We start from the raw sequence: 18,951 nt of genomic DNA, 5'->3' as shown, positions 1-18,951 counted from the left end.
ATTTTTAACCATTAGTCTGAAAACCTCATCCCTATTTACCCCCACGGTAAACCCACTGCTTTAGTTGTGTATACTCGAATCCGCCTGAATTTCTTTTCGGGCAAATCTCCATTCATTCATTGAAGGGAAATTGTTATGAAGAAAGTACTGTATGGCATTTTTGCCATATCTGCGCTTGCGGCGACGTCTGTCTATGCAGCTCCGGTCCAGGTCGGGGAAGCAGCAGGGTCGGCAGCGACGTCTGCGTCTGCGGGGAGTTCTACCGCAGCCAGCACCAGCGCCGTAAGTTCAGCCGTGGGTGTCGCGCTGGCGGCAACCGGTGGCGGTGATGGCTCCAATACCGGAACCACGACCACTACGACGACCAGCACCCAGTAATACCGGGTGTTTTAATCATAACCACACTTCGGTGTGGTTATTTCGCCCCTTCGGAGAAGAGTCGTGAAGCGACCTGCAATCATCCTGATTTGCCTGCTGTTGCAGGCGTGCTCAGCTACCACCAAAGGGCTGGGCCACTCACTGTGGGACAGCATGTTCGGCACGCCGGGCGTGCATCTGACCGATGACGAACTTCAGAACATGCCGTATGCCAGCCAGTACATGCAGCTAAACGATGGTCCGCAACTGTTTGTGGTGCTCGCTTTCGATGAAAACGGGCAGCAGAAATGGGTGACGCAGGATCAGGCCACCATCGTGACTCAGCATTCCCGAATCGTGAAAACGTTGCTCGGCGGCGACAACCTGCTTGAGGTAAACAACCTGGCTGAAGATCCGCTCATCAAGCCGAATCAGATCGTCGATGGCGCAAGCTGGACGCGCACAATGGGCTGGACCGAGCACAAACAGGTGCGCTACGCCACGGCCCGCTCCACCTTCCGCTGGGATGGTACGGACAGCGTCAAAGTGGGCAGCGACGAAACGCAGGTGCGCGTGCTGGATGAAGAGGTGACAACCGATCAGGCCACCTGGCATAACCGCTTCTGGGTGGACGGAGAGGGGCAAATCCGCCAGTCCTTACAGTATCTCGGTGCCGGTTTCTTCCCGGTGAAGACCACCCTGATCAAGGCGGCGAAATCATGAAAATGTTCATTCACGTTGCGCTTCTCGCCAGCCTGGCCTCGCCGCTGGCGTGGTCTGCGGGAACGGTACAGGTCTACACCCCGGACAGCGAAAAACCTAAAACCTTAACCAATGCCGGGCATCTGCTCGATCTGGTGGGGCAGCCGAGGCTGGCGAAAAGCTGGTGGACCGGGGCGGTTATCAGCGAGCGTCAGGCGACGATTGTAGCGGAACAAAAACATCAGGCGCTGCTCGCCCGACTGAGCGGGCTGGCACAACAGGAAGATGCTGACGATGCCGCGGCCATTACTAGCCTGCGTCAGCAGCTTCAGGCGGTTAAGGTGACGGGTCGCCAGAAGGTGAATCTCGATCCGGATGAGGTGCGCGTCGCCGAAAACGGCAATCCGTCGCTGGAAGGGGACTATACCCTGTGGCTGCCGGCTCAGCCTTCCACCGTCACCGTGATGGGGCTTATCAGCAGCCCTGGCAAAAAGTCGTTTACGCCGGGCCGGGACGTCGTGAGCTATCTCGACGAGCAAAGCTTGCTCAGCGGTGCGGATAACAGCTATGCCTGGGTGGTCTATCCTGACGGGCATACGCAAAAAGCGCCGGTGGCTTACTGGAATAAACGCCATATCGAACCTATGCCAGGCAGCATCATTTTTGTCGGTTTTGCCGACCATTTCTGGACGAAAGCGTATGACGGGCTTAATGCCGATATCCTTCGCTCCCTGATACAGCGGATACCGGAATAATGAAAAAAACCTATCTCTACAGCATGCTTGCACTGTGCGTGAGTGCCGCCTGTCATGCAGAAACGTATCCGGCACCCATCGGCCCGTCGCAGTCCGATTTTGGCGGCGTGGGCTTACTGCAAACCCCGACCGCGCGTATGGCCCGCGAGGGGGAAATCAGCCTTAACTATCGCGATAACGATCAGTACCGTTACTACTCTGCGTCCGTGCAGCTATTCCCCTGGCTGGAGACCACGCTGCGCTACACCGACGTGCGTACAAAACAGTACAGCAGCGTGGACGCCTTCTCCGGCGATCAGACCTATAAAGACAAAGCCTTCGACGTGAAGCTGCGCCTGTGGGAAGAGAGCTACTGGATGCCGCAGGTCTCCGTCGGGGCGAAAGACATTGGCGGGACCGGCCTGTTTGATGCGGAATACATCGTTGCCAGCAAAGCCTGGGGACCGTTTGATTTCTCGCTGGGTCTTGGCTGGGGCTACCTCGGCACCAGCGGCAACGTAACCAACCCGTTCTGTACCTACAGCGACAAATACTGCTACCGCGATAACAGCTATAAAAAAGCGGGTTCCATCAACGGCGACCAGATGTTCCACGGCCCGGCCTCGTTGTTTGGAGGCGTAGAGTATCAAACGCCATGGCAGCCGCTGCGCCTGAAGCTGGAGTACGAAGGCAATAACTACAGCGAAGATTTTGCCGGCAAGATTGAGCAGAAGAGCAAGTTTAACGTCGGCGCCATTTACCGCGTCACCGACTGGGCCGACGTTAACCTCAGCTATGAGCGCGGTAATACCCTGATGTTTGGCTTTACGCTGCGCACCAACTTTAACGACATGCGGCCGCGCTACAATGATAACCCGCGGCCCAAATACCAGCCGGAGCCGCAGGATGCGATCATTCAGCACTCCGTGGTAGCGAACCAGCTGACGCTGCTGAAATATAACGCAGGCCTGGCGGATCCGAAGATCCAGACCAAAGGCGATACGCTGTACGTCACCGGCGAGCAGGTAAAATACCGCGACTCCCGCGAAGGGATCGAGCGCGCCAACCGGATCGTCATGAACGATCTGCCGGAGGGGATCCGCACGATCCGCGTGACGGAGAACCGTCTCAACCTGCCGCAGGTCACCACTGAAACCGATGTTGCCAGCCTTAAGCGTCATCTTGAAGGCGAACCGCTGGGACATGAAACCGAGCTGGTGCAAAAACGCGTTGAGCCGGTGGTGCCAGAGAGCACCGAGCAGGGCTGGTATATCGATAAATCCCGCTTCGATTTCCATATCGATCCGGTGCTGAACCAGTCCGTGGGTGGGCCGGAAAACTTCTACATGTATCAGCTGGGCGCGATGGCGACGGCGGATCTGTGGGTGACCGACCACCTGTTGACCACCGGTAGTCTGTTCGGCAACCTTGCCAACAACTACGACAAATTTAACTACACCAACCCGCCGAACGATTCAAAACTGCCGCGCGTGCGTACCCGCGTTCGCGAATATGTGCAGAACGATATCTACGTGAATAACCTCCAGGCCAACTACTTCCAGTACTTCGGCAACGGCTTCTACGGCCAGGTTTACGGTGGCTATCTGGAAACCATGTTCGGCGGCGCCGGGGCAGAAGTGCTTTATCGTCCTGTCGACAGCAACTGGGCGTTTGGGATTGATGCCAACTACGTGAAACAGCGTGACTGGCGCAGCGCGCAGGACATGATGAAGTTCACCGACTACAGCGTCAAAACCGGCCACCTGACCGCCTACTGGACGCCGTCGTTCGCGCAGGACGTGCTGGTGAAAGCCAGCGTCGGCCAGTATCTGGCGGGTGATAAGGGCGGCACGCTGGATATCTCCAAACACTTCGACAGCGGCGTTGTGGTAGGCGGTTATGCCACCATCACCAACGTTTCGCCAGACGAGTACGGGGAAGGGGACTTCACCAAAGGGGTGTATGTGTCGATTCCGCTGGATCTGTTCTCGTCAGGCCCAACCCGCAGCCGTGCGGCAGTGGGCTGGACGCCGCTGACGCGCGACGGCGGTCAGCAGCTTGGACGTAAGTTCCAGCTGTATGATATGACCAGCGATAAGAACATTAACTTCCGCTGATGCTTGTTTGCCCGGTGGCGCTGCGCTTACCGGGCCTACGAAAGTATTTTTGTAGGCCGGGCAAACGCAGTGCCGCCCGGCAAGAATGTTCATATGGACAAAACATAAACAAAAAATATAGATCCCCGTCACATTTTTGCGTTATACAGGAACCTCGCCCTGGAGAATGAGGTGCTGTATGACATCCCTGACTCGCCCGCGTGTTGAGTTTATCTCAACGATACTCCAGACCGTGCTGAACCTCGGTCTGCTGAGCCTTGGCCTGATCCTGGTCGTGTTTCTGGGTAAAGAGACGGTGCATCTGGCGGATGTGCTGTTCGCACCTGAGCAAACCAGCAAATACGCGCTGGTGGAAGGCCTGGTGGTCTACTTTCTCTACTTTGAATTTATCGCCCTGATTGTGAAGTACTTTCAGTCCGGCTTTCACTTCCCGCTGCGCTATTTTGTCTATATTGGCATCACCGCCATTGTGCGGCTGATCATCGTCGATCATAAATCCCCGCTCGACGTGCTGATCTACTCGGCGGCGATCCTGCTGCTGGTGATCACCCTCTGGCTGTGCAACTCAAAGCGGCTGAAACGCGAATAAAAAAAGGGCGCTCCGAAGAGCGCCTAACAACAGTCACAAGTTGGTTCAATACAATACGTCTAAAGTTGAGGGTTGCAGTGGCATAACAGATGAAACTTAACCTTTCACACCGCCCGCCGTCAGGCCGTTGACCAGCCAGCGCTGGGCCAGCAGGAACACCACGGTAATCGGGATGGCAGAGAGTACGGCCGCCGCGGCAAAGTCGCCCCACAGGTAGTTTTGCGGGTTGAGGTATTGCTGCATACCGACGGCCAGGGTGTAGCTGTTCACATCGCGCAGTAACAGAGAGGCGACCGGTACTTCGGTGATCGCCGCGATAAACGACAGGATGAACACCACCGCCAGAATCGGCACCGACAGCGGCAGCAGCACCAGACGGAACGCCTGCCACGGGGTGGCGCCATCCAGCGCGGCGGCTTCTTCCAGTGAACCATCGATGGTTTCGAAATAGCCCTTGATGGTCCACACATGCAGGGCGATGCCGCCAAGATAGGCGAAGATCACGCCGCCGTGGGTGTTCAGGCCGATAAACGGCACGTACTGGCCCAGACGATCAAACAGGGCATACAACGCCACCAGTGACAGCACCGCCGGGAACATCTGGAAAATCAGCATCCCTTTCAGCAGGGTCGCTTTGCCAGGAAAACGCATACGGGCGAAGGCGTAAGCACAGGTGGTGGAGAGCGTCACGATGCCGATGGCAGTGATGGTCGCCACTTTTACCGAGTTCCACAGCCACAGCAGCACCGGGAACGGCGGCGGAGTGACTCGGCCATCCGCGTGTTCCACACTGAAGCCCAGCGCGAGTTTCCAGTGCTCCCAGGAGATTTCATCCGGGATCAGGCTCCCGGTGGCGAAGTTCCCCGAACGCAGGGAGATGGCGATTACCATCAGCAGCGGGAACATGATCGCCGCGATGAAAATCAGCAGGCCTAAGTGCGTCGCGAGGAGGCGCAGTTTCTGAGATTTGGGTTGTACCATTGCCATGTTCAGTGCCCTCCTTAGTCAAATTTCATACGTGTAGCTTTCAGGTTCACGATCGCCAGGGCGCCCACCAGCAGGAAGATCAGGGTGGCAATCGCCGCCGCCAGACCGAAGTCCTGACCGCCGCCGCCTTCGAAGGCGATACGGTAGGTGTAGCTCACGAGCAGGTCGGTATAGCCTGCCGGCGTGGTGGTGCCGAGACGGTCCGGTCCACCGTTGGTCAACAGCTGAATCAGCACAAAGTTGTTAAAGTTAAAGGCGAAGCTGGCAATCATCAGCGGCGTCAGCGGCTTAATGAGCAGCGGCAGGGTAATTTTGAAGAAGTTCTGGAACGGACCCGCGCCGTCCATCGCCGAGGCTTCGTACAGGTCGTCCGGGATGGCCTTCAGCAGCCCCATGCACAGGATCATCATGTACGGATAACCGAGCCAGGTGTTCACGATGATAATCATCGAGCGAGCGGTGGTCGGGTCGCTGAACCAGGCCGGTTTGATGCCGAACAGCGCGCTCAGCATCATGTTGATTTCACCGAAGCTCTGGTTAAACAACCCTTTGAAAATCAGAATCGAGATGAACGACGGCACGGCGTACGGCAGAATCAGCAGCACGCGGTAAATCGCTTTGCCCTTCAGGGATTCCCACTGGACCAGACAGGCCAGCACCATGCCCACGGCCACGGTCAGGATCACGGTCAGGATGGAGAAGACTACCGTCCAGACGAAGATGGCGAAGAACGGTTTCTGGATGCCTTCGTCGGTAAACACGCGGGTAAAGTTATCCCAGCCGATGGTAACGGTATAGCCCGGGCTGAGCTTGTCGTCGCCCCAGCTGCCGTCGGCATTCACCGACTGATAGAAACCGATATCGTTGTTCGGGCGGTATTTTACGCCGCTCTGGTTGTTGGTCAGCGTGCCGTCATCCGCCAGAGTATAAAGCGGCTGCGTGCCGGAAAACTGGCGCAGCGAGCTCATGGTTACTTTGCTGTCATCGGGCAGCACGGCGGTGAGCTGGGTCAGCGCCTGGCGATTTTGAGTGATGATACGCAGGTTGGCACGTTCACCTTCCGGCAGGGCCGCGGCCTCTTTTAAGACCAGCTTCTGCTCGCCGCCAAATTTGAACGCGTCGGAAAGATAGTTTTTGCCGCTCTCACCGTCAGTGAGCGCTAACTTCCACTCATCTCCCGCAGGATACAGGCCGAAGTTAAAGGTTTTACCCGCCTGATAAGAACGATCCAGAAGCACCTGGGTGGCACGCTCCTGCGCGAGCTGGTTGGTGCTGCTGTAGTTAGTAAAGGCAATCGCGATGGTGCAGATCAGCGGAAAGAGGACAAACAGCCCCATCCCGGCAACACCGGGGTAGACATAGCGCCAGGCATACGCTTTACGGTTGGCGAAAATATACAGGCCAACCGAGCTTAAAATCAGCGTCATGATGGCAAAAAGGTATTCCCCTTGCACGTACATTAAAACAACAAGGTAACCCACCAGCAGACACAGCAGACCTATCACTGACCACTTCAGTGCGTCGCTTTGCCACCAGCGTTTCTTTTTAATGACATCCATGGGGTTCTTCCTCTACAACGGTGGAAACTTATCGTCAGGTGGCGCTGCGCTTACCTGACCTACGGATCGTGCCGTAGTCGTAGGGCGGGTAAGCGCACGCGCCACCCGCCGTTTTTCAGACTTACTTAGTAATACGACCCTGAGCATCTTTCAGCGCGGCATCAACAGTCTGGCGACCGCTTGCAGCGTTGATGACGGCGGTACGGGTGGCGTACCAGAACGCAGCCATCTGTGGGATGTTCGGCATGATTTCGCCTTTTTGGGCGTTATCCATGGTGGCCGCAATGCGTGGATCTTTCGCTAACTGATCCTGGAAGGATTTCAGCGCAACGGCGCCCAGCGGTTTGTCCTTGTTCACTTCATCCAGACCCTGATCGGTCAGCAGGTAGTTTTCGAGGAACTCTTTCGCCAGCTCTTTGTTCGGGCTGGCGGCGTTGATACCCGCGCTCAGCACGCCAACAAACGGTTTAGACGGCTTGCCGTTGAAGGTTGGCAGCAGGGTCACGCCGTAGTTGACTTTGCTCTTGTCGATATTGGTCCAGGCCCACGGACCGTTGATGGTCATCGCGGTTTCGCCTTTGTTGAACGCCGCTTCCGCGATGGAGTAGTCGGTATCCGCATTCATGTGTTTGTTCTTAATCAGGTCAACCAGGAAGGTCAGGCCTTTTTTCGCGCCCGCGTTGTCCACGCCCACGTCTTTCACGTCATATTTGCCGTTTTCAAACTTGAACGCGTAGCCGCCGTCGGCAGCAATCAGCGGCCAGGTGAAGTACGGCTCTTGCAGGTTGAACATCAGAGCGGATTTACCTTTCGCCTTCAGCTCTTTATCCAGAGCAGGGATCTCTTCCCAGGTTTTCGGTGGATTTGGCACCAGGTCTTTGTTGTAAATCAGTGACAGGGCTTCAACCGCGATTGGGTAAGCGATCAGCTTGCCGTTATAGCGAACGGCGTCCCAGGTGAACGGGAACAGTTTGTCCTGGAAGGCTTTGTCTGGCGTGACTTCTGCCAGCAGGCCAGACTGCGCGTAGCCCCCGAAACGGTCATGCGCCCAGAAGATAATGTCCGGACCATCGCCGGTTGCCGCAACCTGCGGGAACTTCTCTTCCAGTTTGTCCGGGTGTTCTACGGTGACTTTGATACCGGTGTCTTTCTCGAATTTTTTGCCCACTTCGGCCAGACCGTTATAGCCCTTGTCGCCGTTAATCCAGATAACCAGCTTACCTTCTTCAATTTTGGCGAGAGCCGGTGCGGAAATCATCATTGCTGCGAGGGCGGACAATGCGAAAACGCGTGCGCCAGTCTTGATCTTCATATCTGCCATCCTTTATTGGTGATGTGCTCGTGGATACATAAGGTGGTTCAACGTGACTCAGTCTCCTTATTTGACATCCTCTTTCCATCCTCCCAGTCCCTACGCCCCACCCCCTGTTTGTGTGATCCCTGTAACATAAATTTAAGTTATGAGTGCTGGCGCACATAAAAACCCACTGAATTTTGCAGGCCGCTTCACGATTTTCGCCTCAGCCCCTCCGCTGCGGTCGCAGAGCCTGCTCTCTCATCCTCCCGCCTCCTCCCCCATAAAAAAGCCGGGGGGTGGAGGATTCACGAAAGTAATGGAACACGCATAGTGAACTTATCTTGAATGTTTCTGTCGGTGACAGGTTGTAACGAAGGGAGAAGGGCATGGCGAGCGTACAGCTGCGTAATGTAACGAAAGCCTGGGGCGACGTTGTGGTGTCAAAAGACATCAATCTGGACATCCACGAAGGTGAGTTTGTGGTGTTCGTTGGTCCATCAGGCTGTGGTAAATCTACTCTGCTGCGTATGATTGCCGGTCTTGAAACCATCACCAGTGGCGATTTATTTATTGGTGATACCCGAATGAACGACATCCCGCCAGCTGAACGCGGCGTGGGCATGGTGTTCCAGTCTTATGCGCTTTATCCGCATCTTTCCGTTGCCGAGAACATGTCCTTTGGCCTGAAGCTGGCCGGCGCGAAAAAAGAGACCATTAACCAGCGCGTCACCCAGGTGGCGGAAGTGCTCCAGCTGGCACATCTGCTGGAGCGTAAACCGAAGGCGCTCTCCGGTGGTCAGCGTCAGCGTGTGGCGATCGGCCGTACGCTGGTGGCCGAGCCGCGCGTATTCCTGCTCGATGAACCTCTCTCTAACCTGGATGCCGCCTTGCGCGTCCAGATGCGTATCGAAATCTCCCGTCTGCACAAGCGCCTGGGGCGCACGATGATTTACGTCACCCACGATCAGGTCGAAGCGATGACGCTGGCCGACAAAATCGTGGTACTGGACGCCGGTCGCGTGGCGCAGGTGGGCAAACCGCTGGAGCTGTATCACTATCCGGCAGACCGCTTTGTTGCGGGCTTCATTGGCTCGCCAAAGATGAACTTCCTGCCCGTAAAAGTGACCGCGACGGCAATCGAACAGGTACAGGTGGAGCTGCCAAACCGTCAGCAAGTCTGGCTGCCGGTCGACAGCGCCAATGTACAGGTGGGGGCCAATATGTCCCTCGGTATCCGCCCTGAGCATTTACTGCCGAGCCACATCGCTGATGTGACGCTGGAAGGTGAAGTTCAGGTCGTCGAACAGCTTGGTCACGAAACACAGATTCATATCCAGATCCCCGCCATCCGTCAGAACCTGGTCTACCGCCAGAATGACGTGGTGTTGGTAGAAGAGGGTGCCACATTCGCTATCGGTTTGCCGCCAGAGCGCTGCCATCTGTTCCGTGAGGATGGCACTGCATGTCGTCGGTTGCACAAAGAGCCAGGCGTTTAAGCATTCCAATTACAAAGAAAAGCAATGATCTCAGGAGATAGAATAATGATTACTCTGCGCAAAGTCCCTCTGGCTGTCGCCATTGCGGCAGGCATCCTGTCTGCCCAGGCGGGCGCCGTAGACTTTAAAGGTTATGCTCGTTCCGGCATTGGCTGGACCGGAAGTGGCGGTGAACAACAATGTTTCCAGGCAACAGGCGCACAAAGTAAATACCGTCTCGGTAACGAATGTGAAACCTACGCCGAACTGAAACTGGGCCAGGAAGTGTGGAAAGAAGGCGACAAGAGCTTCTATTTCGACACCAACGTAGCGTACTCCGTTTCTCAACAGAATGACTGGGAATCCACCAGCCCGGCCTTCCGTGAAGCTAACGTGCAGGGTAAAAACCTGATTGAATGGCTGCCAGGCTCTACCATCTGGGCTGGTAAACGCTTCTATCAGCGTCATGACGTACACATGATCGACTTCTACTACTGGGATATCTCTGGTCCTGGTGCCGGTATTGAAAACATCGATCTGGGCTTTGGTAAACTCTCTCTGGCAGCGACCCGTTCTTCTGAGTCCGGCGGTTCTGCAACCTTCGCCGATCGTGATGCGAACGGCGACCGTATTTATGACAACGTGGTACCAAACGATGTCTTCGACGTCCGTTTAGCCGGTCTGGAAACCAACCCGGGCGGTACGCTGGAGCTGGGCGTTGACTACGGTCATACCAACATTCCTGACGACTACTACCTGCAACCTGGCGCCTCTAAAGATGGCTGGCTGTTCACCGCTGAACACACCCAGAGCATGATGAAAGGCTTCAACAAGTTCGTACTGCAATACGGTACGGATTCCATGACCTCTAACGGTAAAGGTATTCCACAGGGCGGCAGCATCGATAACGACGGCTCTATGTGGCGCGTGCTGGATCACGGTGCAATCACCCTGGCAGACCGTTGGGACCTGATGTACGTCGGTATGTACCAGAACATCGATCGTGACAACAACAACGGTACCGAGTGGTGGACCGTGGGTGTTCGTCCAATGTTCAAATGGACGCCGATCATGAGCACCTTGCTGGAAGTGGGCTACGACAACGTCAAATCTCAGAAAACTGACGACAAAAACAGCCAGTACAAAATCACCCTGGCACAGCAATGGCAGGCAGGCGACAGCATCTGGTCCCGTCCGGCTATCCGCGTCTTCGCAACCTACGCGAAGTGGGATGAGAAATGGGGCTACGCGAACAACGGCGATACGGGCTACACCTCTGGCGTAGCGTATAGCGACACCTCCGCGAAAACCTTCAGCCGTGGCGACAACGATGAGTGGACCTTCGGTGCCCAGATGGAAATCTGGTGGTAATTCGTTAGACCTGACGTAATGACCTAAAAAGAGGGGCGTGAGCCCCTCTCTCCTTAGGGTGCTGCGCGCTATTGCCTGGCCACCGCAGTGCTCACGCTATCAGAGGTAATAACAATGAAAATGAAGAAAAGTCTCGTCGCGCTGTGCCTCTCTGCGGGGCTGTTGGCCTGTGCGCCTGCGGTCACCTTTGCAGATGTGAATTTTGTTCCTCAAAATACCAGCGCTGCGCCAGCTATTCCGGCTGCGGCACTTCAGCAACTGGTGTGGACGCCAGTTGATCAATCGAAAACACAAACTACCCAGCTTTCAGCGGGGGGTCAGTCACTGAACGTGCCGGGTATCAGCGGTCCGGTCGCGGCTTTCAGCGTGCCGGCGAATATCGGCGAGCTGACCCTGACGTTGACCAGTGAAGTCAATAAACAGACCAGCGTCTTCGCGCCTAACGTGCTGATCCTCGATCAGAACATGACGCCATCCGCGTTCTTCCCAAGCGACTATTTCAGCTATCAGGAGCCTGGCGTCATGAGTGCCGATCGGCTGGAAGGCGTTATGCGCCTGACGCCAGCCCTGGGTCAGCAGAAGATTTATGTCCTGGTGTTCACGACTGAAAAAGATCTGCAACAGACAACGAAGCTTGTTGACCCGGCAAAAGCCTATGCGAAAGGCACGGGGAACTCTGTCCCGGATATTCCGGACCCGCTTGCCCGTCATACAACCGATGGTCTGATCAAGCTGAAAGTCTCCACCAACAGCGCCTCCAGCGTACTCGTAGGCCCACTGTTTGGCTCATCTGGCCCGGGTCCGGTAACGGTGGGTAATACTGCCGCGCCTGTGTATGCCGCGCCAGCCGCAGCACCAGCCGCAGCCCCGGCCCCGGCGAAAAAAGCCGAGCCGGTGCTTAACGATACTGAAACTTACTTTAACAACGCCATCAAGCAGGCAGTTAAAAACGGCGATGTCGATAAAGCGCTGAAACTGCTTGATGAAGCCGAGCGTTTAGGTTCAACCACTGCCCGTTCCACCTTTATCAGCAGTGTAAAAGGCAAGGGGTAACCGTCTCCCCACAGTGCTGATTTTGTTAGTCGTTTGGTGCGCCTTCGCGGGCGCACTTTTTTTGGCTAAGTTGCACCTTTGTTGCGATAGTGATCGTTAAATTCTGTTTGTCCGTCCTCATTTTGCCAATCTGCGATACAATGCTTTTACGTTATGTATCGGAGAGTCTGGCATGTCACACCCCGCGCTAACGCAGCTGCGTGCGCTACGCTATTTCGACCACATCCCTGCGCTTGACCCGGAACAGCTGGACTGGCTGCTGCTGGAAGATTCCATGACAAAACGTTTTGAGCAACAGGGTAAAACGGTCACGGTGACGATGATTCAGGAAGGGTTTGTCTCGCCTGCGGAGATTGCCAGCGAGCTGCCGCTGCTGCCGCAGGAAGAACGCTACTGGCTGCGTGAAATTTTACTCTGTGCGGATGGCGAGCCGTGGCTTGCCGGGCGAACGGTGGTTCCTGAGTCTACACTTTCCGGGCCGGAGCTGGCACTGCAACGCCTCGGCAAAACGCCGCTGGGGCGCTATCTGTTCACCTCGTCTGAACTGACCCGTGATTTTATTGAAATTGGTTGCGATGCCGATTTGTGGGGGCGCCGTTCCCGCCTTCGTTTGAGTGGCAAGCCGTTAATACTGACGGAACTCTTTTTGCCTGCATCGCCGTTGTACTAAGAGGGAGAAAAAATGGAGTGGAGTCTGACGCAGAATAAGCTGCTGGCCTATCACCGCCTGATGCGTACTGATAAACCCATTGGCGCGCTGCTGCTGCTGTGGCCGACCTTATGGGCGCTGTGGGTTGCCACGCCGGGCGTACCGCCGCTGTGGATCCTGGCGGTGTTTGTGGCGGGTGTCTGGCTGATGCGCGCTGCGGGCTGTGTGGTTAACGACTATGCTGACCGGAAATTTGATGGACATGTTAAGCGCACCGCGAATCGTCCTTTGCCGAGCGGTCAGGTGACCGGGAAAGAGGCGCGCATCCTGTTTGTGGTGCTGGTGCTTCTCTCTTTCATGCTGGTGTTAACCCTTAACACCATGACCATTCTGCTGTCCGTCGCTGCTCTGGCGCTGGCCTGGGTCTACCCATTTATGAAGCGATACACCCATCTGCCGCAGGTGGTATTGGGTGCGGCATTTGGCTGGTCGATTCCCATGGCGTTTGCCGCGGTCAGCGAGTCCGTTCCGCTCAGTTGCTGGCTGATGTTCCTGGCGAATATTCTCTGGGCCGTTGCGTACGATACCCAATACGCGATGGTCGATCGCGATGACGATCTCAAGATTGGCATCAAATCGACGGCGATCCTGTTTGGCCGTCACGACAAACTGATCATCGGCATATTGCAGGTGTCGGTGCTGGCGCTGATGGTGGCGATTGGTAGCCTGAACGGGCTGAACTGGGAGTTTTACTGGTCCGTGCTGGTGGCGGGTCTGCTGTTTGCGTATCAGCAGAAGCTGATCGCGAAGCGCGAGCGTGAAGCCTGCTTTAAAGCGTTTCTGAATAATAACTACGTCGGGCTGGTGCTGTTTATGGGGCTAGCGATGAGTTACTGGTCATAAAAAAACCGGGTGGCGGCTTCGCCTTACCCGGCCTACGATTTAGCAGAACATGTAGGCCGGGTAAGCGTTAGCGCCACCCGGCTTTAACATCACTCGCCCTGCGTTGAACTCTCAATCGTTAAACGCACATCCGCGGTAATCAGCTCTGCCAGCATCTGGTAAACCTTCATCGTCTCTTCCGGCTCAGCATCGCCCGTATCGCTAATGTAACCTTCGTCGCGCAGCGTCAGCACCAGGGAGCTGAATACCGCTTTGTCGAAGAATTCCGGGGCGTTAATGCCATGCAGAACGGACAGGCGCTGGGCCAGTGTCCGACTCTCTTTTTCCAGCGTACCGCGGTTGATTGACGGGTTAGCACTCAATAACCAGAAGGTAATGGCGTAGCGCTGCAACGTCTCACGCGCACCGGAAGCCAGGAGCTGCAAGGTTCGGGAACGTGACGGATTGATATGCAGTTCGTCATCACTGATGGTAATCAGCCCCTGACGACGCATCTCTGCGGACATTTTATCGAGCTCTGCCGCCAGCTCATCGTTACTCCAGCGCAGGAACAGCTCCGCTTTCAGCATCGGATAGATGGCCTGAATATGGCGCAGCAGCTCCTGACGCGAAATACGGCGGTGCTGGGTAATAATGGCTGCCATCAGTGACGGCAGCATCAGCATGTGCGTGATGTTATTACGGTAGTAGGTCATCAGCACGGCCTGCTCGCGCGGCAGAATGATGATGTCACCAATCGTATCTTTCTCGACTTCGAACTTGTTCATCTGCAACGCGTGATCGATCAATTCGCTGGCGGTGGCAGACGGCACGGTCGAATCCACGGAATACGGCACGTTGCGCATGATATCCAGATAGCAATCAATCTGCTCGGTCAGCTGTTCACGGGTCAGTGAACGCTGGCGAGAGGCCAGAAGCGCGGTACAACACAGGTTCATGGCGTTTGCCGCACCAGCATTGTTGATGCGTACCATCAGCTCGGATGCAATGCCGTTGACCGTTGGCGTCAGCCAGGCCGGACGTACCGCTTCGATAGGATCAATAGACTCGCGCCACTCCGGAACATGATGGTTCAGATATGTCATCAGGGGCAGGGGCTCGCCAAAGTTCACGTAGCCCTGACCGAGGTTGCGCAATTTACTCAGACCACGCAGCATCTGCGGCAGACTCTCTTTCTCTTTGGTCGCACCGCGCAGCTCTTTCGCGTAGGTGCCCACTTCCATCACGTGTTCATAACCGATGTAAATAGGCACCAGCGTGATAGGACGCGTACCGCCACGCAGCATGGCCTGAATGGTCATCGACAGCGTGCCGGTCTTCGGATCGAGCAGACGACCGGTACGGGAGCGACCGCCTTCAACAAAGTACTCCACGGAATAACCGCGGCTGAACAGCTCGCCCAGATACTCCCTGAAGACGGTGGAGTAGAGCTTGTTACCCTTGAAGGTACGACGAATGAAGAACGCACCCAGACGGCGGAAAATCGGACCAGCTGGCCAGAAGTTCAGGTTGATACCGGCAGCAATATGCGGCGGCACCAGGCCCTGGTGATAGAGCACGTAAGAGAGCAGCAGGTAGTCCATGTGGCTGCGGTGGCAGGGCACATAGACAATCTCGTGGCCGTCATGCGCTAACTGACGCACGCGCTCGGCGTTGTGGACGTTAATCCCCTGATAGAGGCGGTTCCACGTGAAACCGAGGATACGGTCAGAGAGACGAATCATCTCGTAGGAGAAGTTCGCGGCGATCTCTTCCATCAGCGCGATTGCGTTCTGCTGCGCTTTCTCGTGCGAAATCTTCTTGCTGCGCGCTTCGTCTTCTACGGCACGGGCAATCGCTTTGGAAGCCAGCAGCTTGTTAAACAGATCCTGACGCGCCGGGAGACGTGGCCCAACGGCCGCCAGACGCTGACGTGCAAAGTGCATACGCGCAACGCGCGCCAGCTTTTGCGCAATGATTTTGTCAGTACCGTGTTCATCCGCCATGCGGCGCAGTGAAACGGAAGGCGAGAAGCGAACAAAGCTGTCGCGTCCCAGCCATGAGACGGCGAAGAATTTCTGAATGCCGTTGAGCATACGCAGCGGCGGGTTCTCTTCCCCTTTTTCACGCCCCGGACGACGGCCAAACATCACCGACACCGGCACCATCTGCACGTCCAGATCGGGGTTGCTGCGGTGCAGATCGAGGTAATCATGGAACAGCTTAATGGACTCTTCTTTCGGCGTGTAATAGGTGAACACGCGCGGTCCGCCATGGATGAACACGTAGCGCGGCAGCAGCGTACCGTCGACTTCCAGCGGTTCAAGCGGGTCAGGTAAATCGTGCGCCAGACATTGAGCGCGAAGCGTTAGCAGGTCTGCCTTCGAGTTATAAGGCAAAACGTACATAATAGGGCGCGACGTATCGAGCCCTAATTCCAGCGCAGGTTCTGCTGGGATAGACTTACTTTTTACCAGTACGCTTAATGGTAAATTAAGTAATTTGTAGTAAATTCGTGGCCAGCCGGACATAAACGATGTAAAGCCTCTGGTTAATAATGCAATTGCGGCGCAAGGATAACAGAAAGCGCGCAAAATTTCTGTTGTTACCCGTCATACTTCAGGTCGCAGCAAAACGCGCTGCGGCTTTAGTTACTGACGCTATTTATCATAAAAGGTTCTTTTAATGGCCAATAATACCACTGGGTTAACTCGAATCATTAAAGCTGCCGGTTATTCATGGAAAGGTTTCCGCGCCGCATGGGTTAATGAAGCCGCTTTCCGCCAGGAAGCGGTTGCCGCAATCGTTGCCGTTGTCATCGCCTGCTTCCTTGATGTTGATGCTATCACCCGCGTACTGCTCATCGGATCTGTCCTTCTGGTGATGATAGTGGAAATTCTGAATAGCGCTATTGAGGCCGTTGTTGACCGAATCGGGTCGGAATTCCATGAACTGTCTGGCCGGGCGAAAGACATGGGTTCCGCTGCCGTACTGCTGTCGATTATCACGGCGGCGATCACCTGGGTCACGCTACTTTGGTCGCATTTCCGATGAGCCTCGAGGAATAATTAAGTCCCTGGTTTTTTGTGCAGTTTTTGGTTCCAAAATCGCCTTTGACTGTATATACTCACAGCATAACTGTATATACACCCAGGGGGCGGTATGAAAGCGTTAACGACCAGGCAGCAAGAGGTGTTTGATCTCATTCGGGATCATATCGGCCAGACGGGTATGCCACCCACGCGTGCAGAAATTGCGCAGCGTCTGGGCTTCCGTTCTCCTAATGCTGCCGAAGAGCACCTTAAGGCGCTTGCGCGTAAGGGCGTGATTGAGATTGTTTCCGGCGCCTCACGCGGCATCCGTCTGCTGGTGGAAGAAGAGAGCGGTATTCCGCTGGTGGGTCGCGTAGCCGCAGGTGAACCTCTGCTGGCGCAGCAGCACATCGAAGGGCACTATCAGGTTGACCCAGGCATGTTCAAGCCGAGCGCCGATTTCCTGCTGCGCGTTAGCGGAATGTCCATGAAAGATATCGGTATTCTGGATGGCGATCTGCTGGCGGTACACAAAACGCAGGACGTGCGTAACGGGCAAGTCGTGGTGGCGCGCATTGATGATGAAGTGACGGTTAAGCGCCTGAAAAAACAAGGCAATACCGTGCAGCTTCTGCCTGAAAACAATGAATTCTCCCCGATTGTGGTGGATCTCCGCGAGCAGAGCTTCTCTATTGAAGGGCTGGCGGTCGGCGTTATCCGCAACGGTGAATGGCTGTAATCTCTTCCTGACAGGCTGTAGTTCCTCTACAGCCTGGCCTGTTTTCTGATTCCGGTAATTTCCATGGCATTGCTAACTTCTGCCGATAAGGCGTTGTGGCGTCTTGCGCTACCGATGATTTTTTCCAATATTACCGTTCCTCTGCTGGGGCTGGTGGATACGGCAGTTATCGGGCATCTCGATTCGCCGATTTACCTGGGCGGCGTCGCGATTGGCGCAACGGCGACCAGCTTCCTCTTTATGCTGCTACTTTTTCTGCGCATGAGTACGACAGGCCTTACGGCCCAGGCGTATGGTGCAAAAGATCCCCTGCGTCTGGCGCGTGCGCTGGTTCAGCCGCTCATTCTGGCGTTCGGTGCTGGCGCGTTAATCGTTCTGTTGCGTACGCCGCTGATTGATCTTGCGCTCCATATTGTAGGCGGCAGCGATGCCGTACTGGAACAAGCCCGGCGGTTCCTCGAAATTCGCTGGCTCAGCGCGCCCGCTTCACTGGCAAACCTGGTCCTTCTGGGCTGGCTGCTGGGCGTGCAGTATGCCCGCGCGCCGGTGATCCTGCTGGTGGTGGGTAACCTTTTCAATATTGTCCTCGATCTCTGGCTGGTGATGGGACTGCACATGAACGTCCGGGGCGCGGCGCTGGCTACGGCAATTGCCGAGTACGGGACGCTGCTGATCGGTTTGGGGATGGTCTGGCGCGTGCTGGCGATGCGCGGTATCACCCTGGATCTGCTGAAATCGGCCTGGCGCGGCAATATGCGTAAGCTGCTGGCGCTTAATCGCGACATCATGCTCCGTTCGCTCCTGCTGCAACTCTGCTTCGGCGCATTAACCGTTTTTGGTGCGCGTCTTGGGCCTGAGATCGTCGCCGTCAACGCAGTGCTCATGACGTTACTGACCTTTACCGCTTACGCGCTGGATGGTTTTGCTTACGCCGTCGAGGCGCATTCAGGGCAGGCTTATGGCGCGCGTGAAAGCGGCCAGTTACGCGAAGTCTGGCGTGCTGCCTGTCGTCAGGCGGGTCTGGTGGCGCTGGTCTTTGCTCTGGTTTACGCCTGTTTTGGTGGGCATATTGTCGCGCTTCTCACCTCGTTGCCCGCGCTACGTGAGCTGGCCGATCGCTACATCCTCTGGCAGGTAGTATTACCGGTGGTGGGTGTGTGGTGCTATTTGCTGGACGGCATGTTTATTGGTGCGACGCGAGGGGCGGAGATGCGCAACAGCATGGCCGTCGCTGCGGCGGGGTTCGGCCTGACGCTGCTGACCTTGCCGTATCTCGGCAATCATGGTCTGTGGCTCGCGCTGGCGGTGTTTCTCTCACTGCGTGGCCTTTCGCTGGCCGTTATCTGGCGTCGTCACTGGCGAAACAATACCTGGTTTCCAGCCCCGCACGATATATCGTAACGGTTAA

17 protein-coding genes are annotated in these 18,951 nt (G+C 55.9%); 13 read left to right on the top strand and 4 right to left on the bottom strand.

The window, feature by feature from the left end:
- The first annotated feature begins 135 nt into the window (after positions 1–135).
- The 5 genes from yjbE (at position 136) to psiE (ending at position 4,499) form a co-directional block, all read left to right on the top strand.
- Complete coding sequence (gene yjbE / locus IM282_RS17315; protein WP_003860341.1) at positions 136–378, top strand: exopolysaccharide production protein YjbE; 243 nt, start codon at positions 136–138, stop codon at positions 376–378.
- Between the two features lie 63 nt (positions 379–441).
- Positions 442–1,080, top strand: a complete 639-nt coding sequence (locus IM282_RS17310) for a YjbF family lipoprotein (RefSeq protein ID WP_058646369.1) — start codon at positions 442–444, stop codon at positions 1,078–1,080.
- On the top strand, positions 1,077–1,814 hold the full coding sequence (locus IM282_RS17305; RefSeq protein WP_023305255.1) for a capsule biosynthesis GfcC D2 domain-containing protein: 738 nt from the start codon (positions 1,077–1,079) through the stop codon (positions 1,812–1,814). The genes IM282_RS17310 and IM282_RS17305 overlap by 4 nt, the downstream gene beginning before the upstream one ends.
- Entirely contained in the window at positions 1,814–3,910 is a 2,097-nt protein-coding gene (locus IM282_RS17300; RefSeq protein ID WP_023299084.1) for a YjbH domain-containing protein, read from the top strand. The genes IM282_RS17305 and IM282_RS17300 overlap by 1 nt, the downstream gene beginning before the upstream one ends.
- Positions 3,911–4,088: 178 nt before the next feature.
- Positions 4,089–4,499 carry a phosphate-starvation-inducible protein PsiE gene (psiE, locus tag IM282_RS17295; RefSeq protein WP_000202963.1) on the top strand — a complete coding sequence of 137 codons (411 nt, stop codon included), beginning with the start codon at positions 4,089–4,091 and terminating at the stop codon, positions 4,497–4,499.
- A gap of 96 nt (positions 4,500–4,595) precedes the next feature.
- Here psiE and malG read toward each other — a convergent pair whose 3' ends face one another.
- From malG to malE, 3 genes are all read right to left on the bottom strand, one after another.
- The gene (gene malG, locus IM282_RS17290) at positions 4,596–5,486 is read right to left on the bottom strand and encodes a maltose ABC transporter permease MalG (RefSeq protein ID WP_003860332.1); all 891 of its coding nucleotides are present in this window, start codon (positions 5,484–5,486) and stop codon (positions 4,596–4,598) included.
- A 14-nt stretch (positions 5,487–5,500) separates the two neighbouring features.
- A complete protein-coding gene (gene malF / locus IM282_RS17285) occupies positions 5,501–7,045 on the bottom strand; it encodes a maltose ABC transporter permease MalF (RefSeq protein ID WP_023299085.1) in 1,545 nt (514 codons plus the stop codon).
- A gap of 121 nt (positions 7,046–7,166) precedes the next feature.
- Positions 7,167–8,357: a maltose/maltodextrin ABC transporter substrate-binding protein MalE gene (gene malE, locus IM282_RS17280; RefSeq protein WP_022646733.1), complete on the bottom strand. Its 1,191-nt coding sequence runs from the start codon at positions 8,355–8,357 to the stop codon at positions 7,167–7,169.
- A 371-nt stretch (positions 8,358–8,728) separates the two neighbouring features.
- Here malE and malK point away from each other — a divergent pair, with 371 nt between their 5' ends.
- The 5 genes from malK to ubiA all read left to right on the top strand — a co-directional run bounded on the left by malK (position 8,729) and on the right by ubiA (position 13,793).
- Positions 8,729–9,838, top strand: a complete 1,110-nt coding sequence (gene malK / locus IM282_RS17275; RefSeq protein ID WP_003860329.1) for a maltose/maltodextrin ABC transporter ATP-binding protein MalK — start codon at positions 8,729–8,731, stop codon at positions 9,836–9,838.
- A gap of 42 nt (positions 9,839–9,880) precedes the next feature.
- Positions 9,881–11,188: a maltoporin gene (locus IM282_RS17270; protein ID WP_026094413.1), complete on the top strand. Its 1,308-nt coding sequence runs from the start codon at positions 9,881–9,883 to the stop codon at positions 11,186–11,188.
- Between the two features lie 114 nt (positions 11,189–11,302).
- Positions 11,303–12,241 carry a maltose operon protein MalM gene (malM, locus tag IM282_RS17265; RefSeq protein WP_015570172.1) on the top strand — a complete coding sequence of 313 codons (939 nt, stop codon included), beginning with the start codon at positions 11,303–11,305 and terminating at the stop codon, positions 12,239–12,241.
- Positions 12,242–12,413: 172 nt separating this feature from the next.
- A complete protein-coding gene (gene ubiC / locus IM282_RS17260; RefSeq protein ID WP_022646736.1) occupies positions 12,414–12,911 on the top strand; it encodes a chorismate lyase in 498 nt (165 codons plus the stop codon).
- A gap of 12 nt (positions 12,912–12,923) precedes the next feature.
- Positions 12,924–13,793, top strand: coding sequence for a 4-hydroxybenzoate octaprenyltransferase (ubiA, locus tag IM282_RS17255; protein WP_063149602.1), 870 nt, complete (start codon positions 12,924–12,926; stop codon positions 13,791–13,793).
- Between the two features lie 89 nt (positions 13,794–13,882).
- On the opposite strand, the gene plsB is transcribed toward ubiA, so the two are convergent.
- Positions 13,883–16,303 (bottom strand): glycerol-3-phosphate 1-O-acyltransferase PlsB, encoded by a 2,421-nt coding sequence (gene plsB, locus IM282_RS17250; RefSeq protein ID WP_022646738.1) that lies wholly within the window; start codon positions 16,301–16,303, stop codon positions 13,883–13,885.
- 154 nt (positions 16,304–16,457) lie between these two features.
- Between plsB and IM282_RS17245 the strand changes: the two genes are divergently transcribed.
- The 3 genes from IM282_RS17245 (at position 16,458) to dinF (ending at position 18,944) form a co-directional block, all read left to right on the top strand.
- Complete coding sequence (locus IM282_RS17245; protein ID WP_006810487.1) at positions 16,458–16,826, top strand: diacylglycerol kinase; 369 nt, start codon at positions 16,458–16,460, stop codon at positions 16,824–16,826.
- Between the two features lie 108 nt (positions 16,827–16,934).
- On the top strand, positions 16,935–17,543 hold the full coding sequence (gene lexA / locus IM282_RS17240) for a transcriptional repressor LexA (protein WP_003860318.1): 609 nt from the start codon (positions 16,935–16,937) through the stop codon (positions 17,541–17,543).
- Between the two features lie 63 nt (positions 17,544–17,606).
- Positions 17,607–18,944, top strand: coding sequence for an MATE family efflux transporter DinF (gene dinF / locus IM282_RS17235; RefSeq protein WP_126504139.1), 1,338 nt, complete (start codon positions 17,607–17,609; stop codon positions 18,942–18,944).
- The last annotated feature ends 7 nt before the right edge of the window (positions 18,945–18,951 follow it).

It is taken from the genome of Enterobacter cloacae complex sp. P29RS, from assembly GCF_014893445.1.
Lineage (GTDB): Bacteria > Pseudomonadota > Gammaproteobacteria > Enterobacterales > Enterobacteriaceae > Enterobacter > Enterobacter intestinihominis.
Note: the sequence above shows the minus strand (reverse complement) of the source record. Positions and strands in the feature narration are given on the sequence as shown.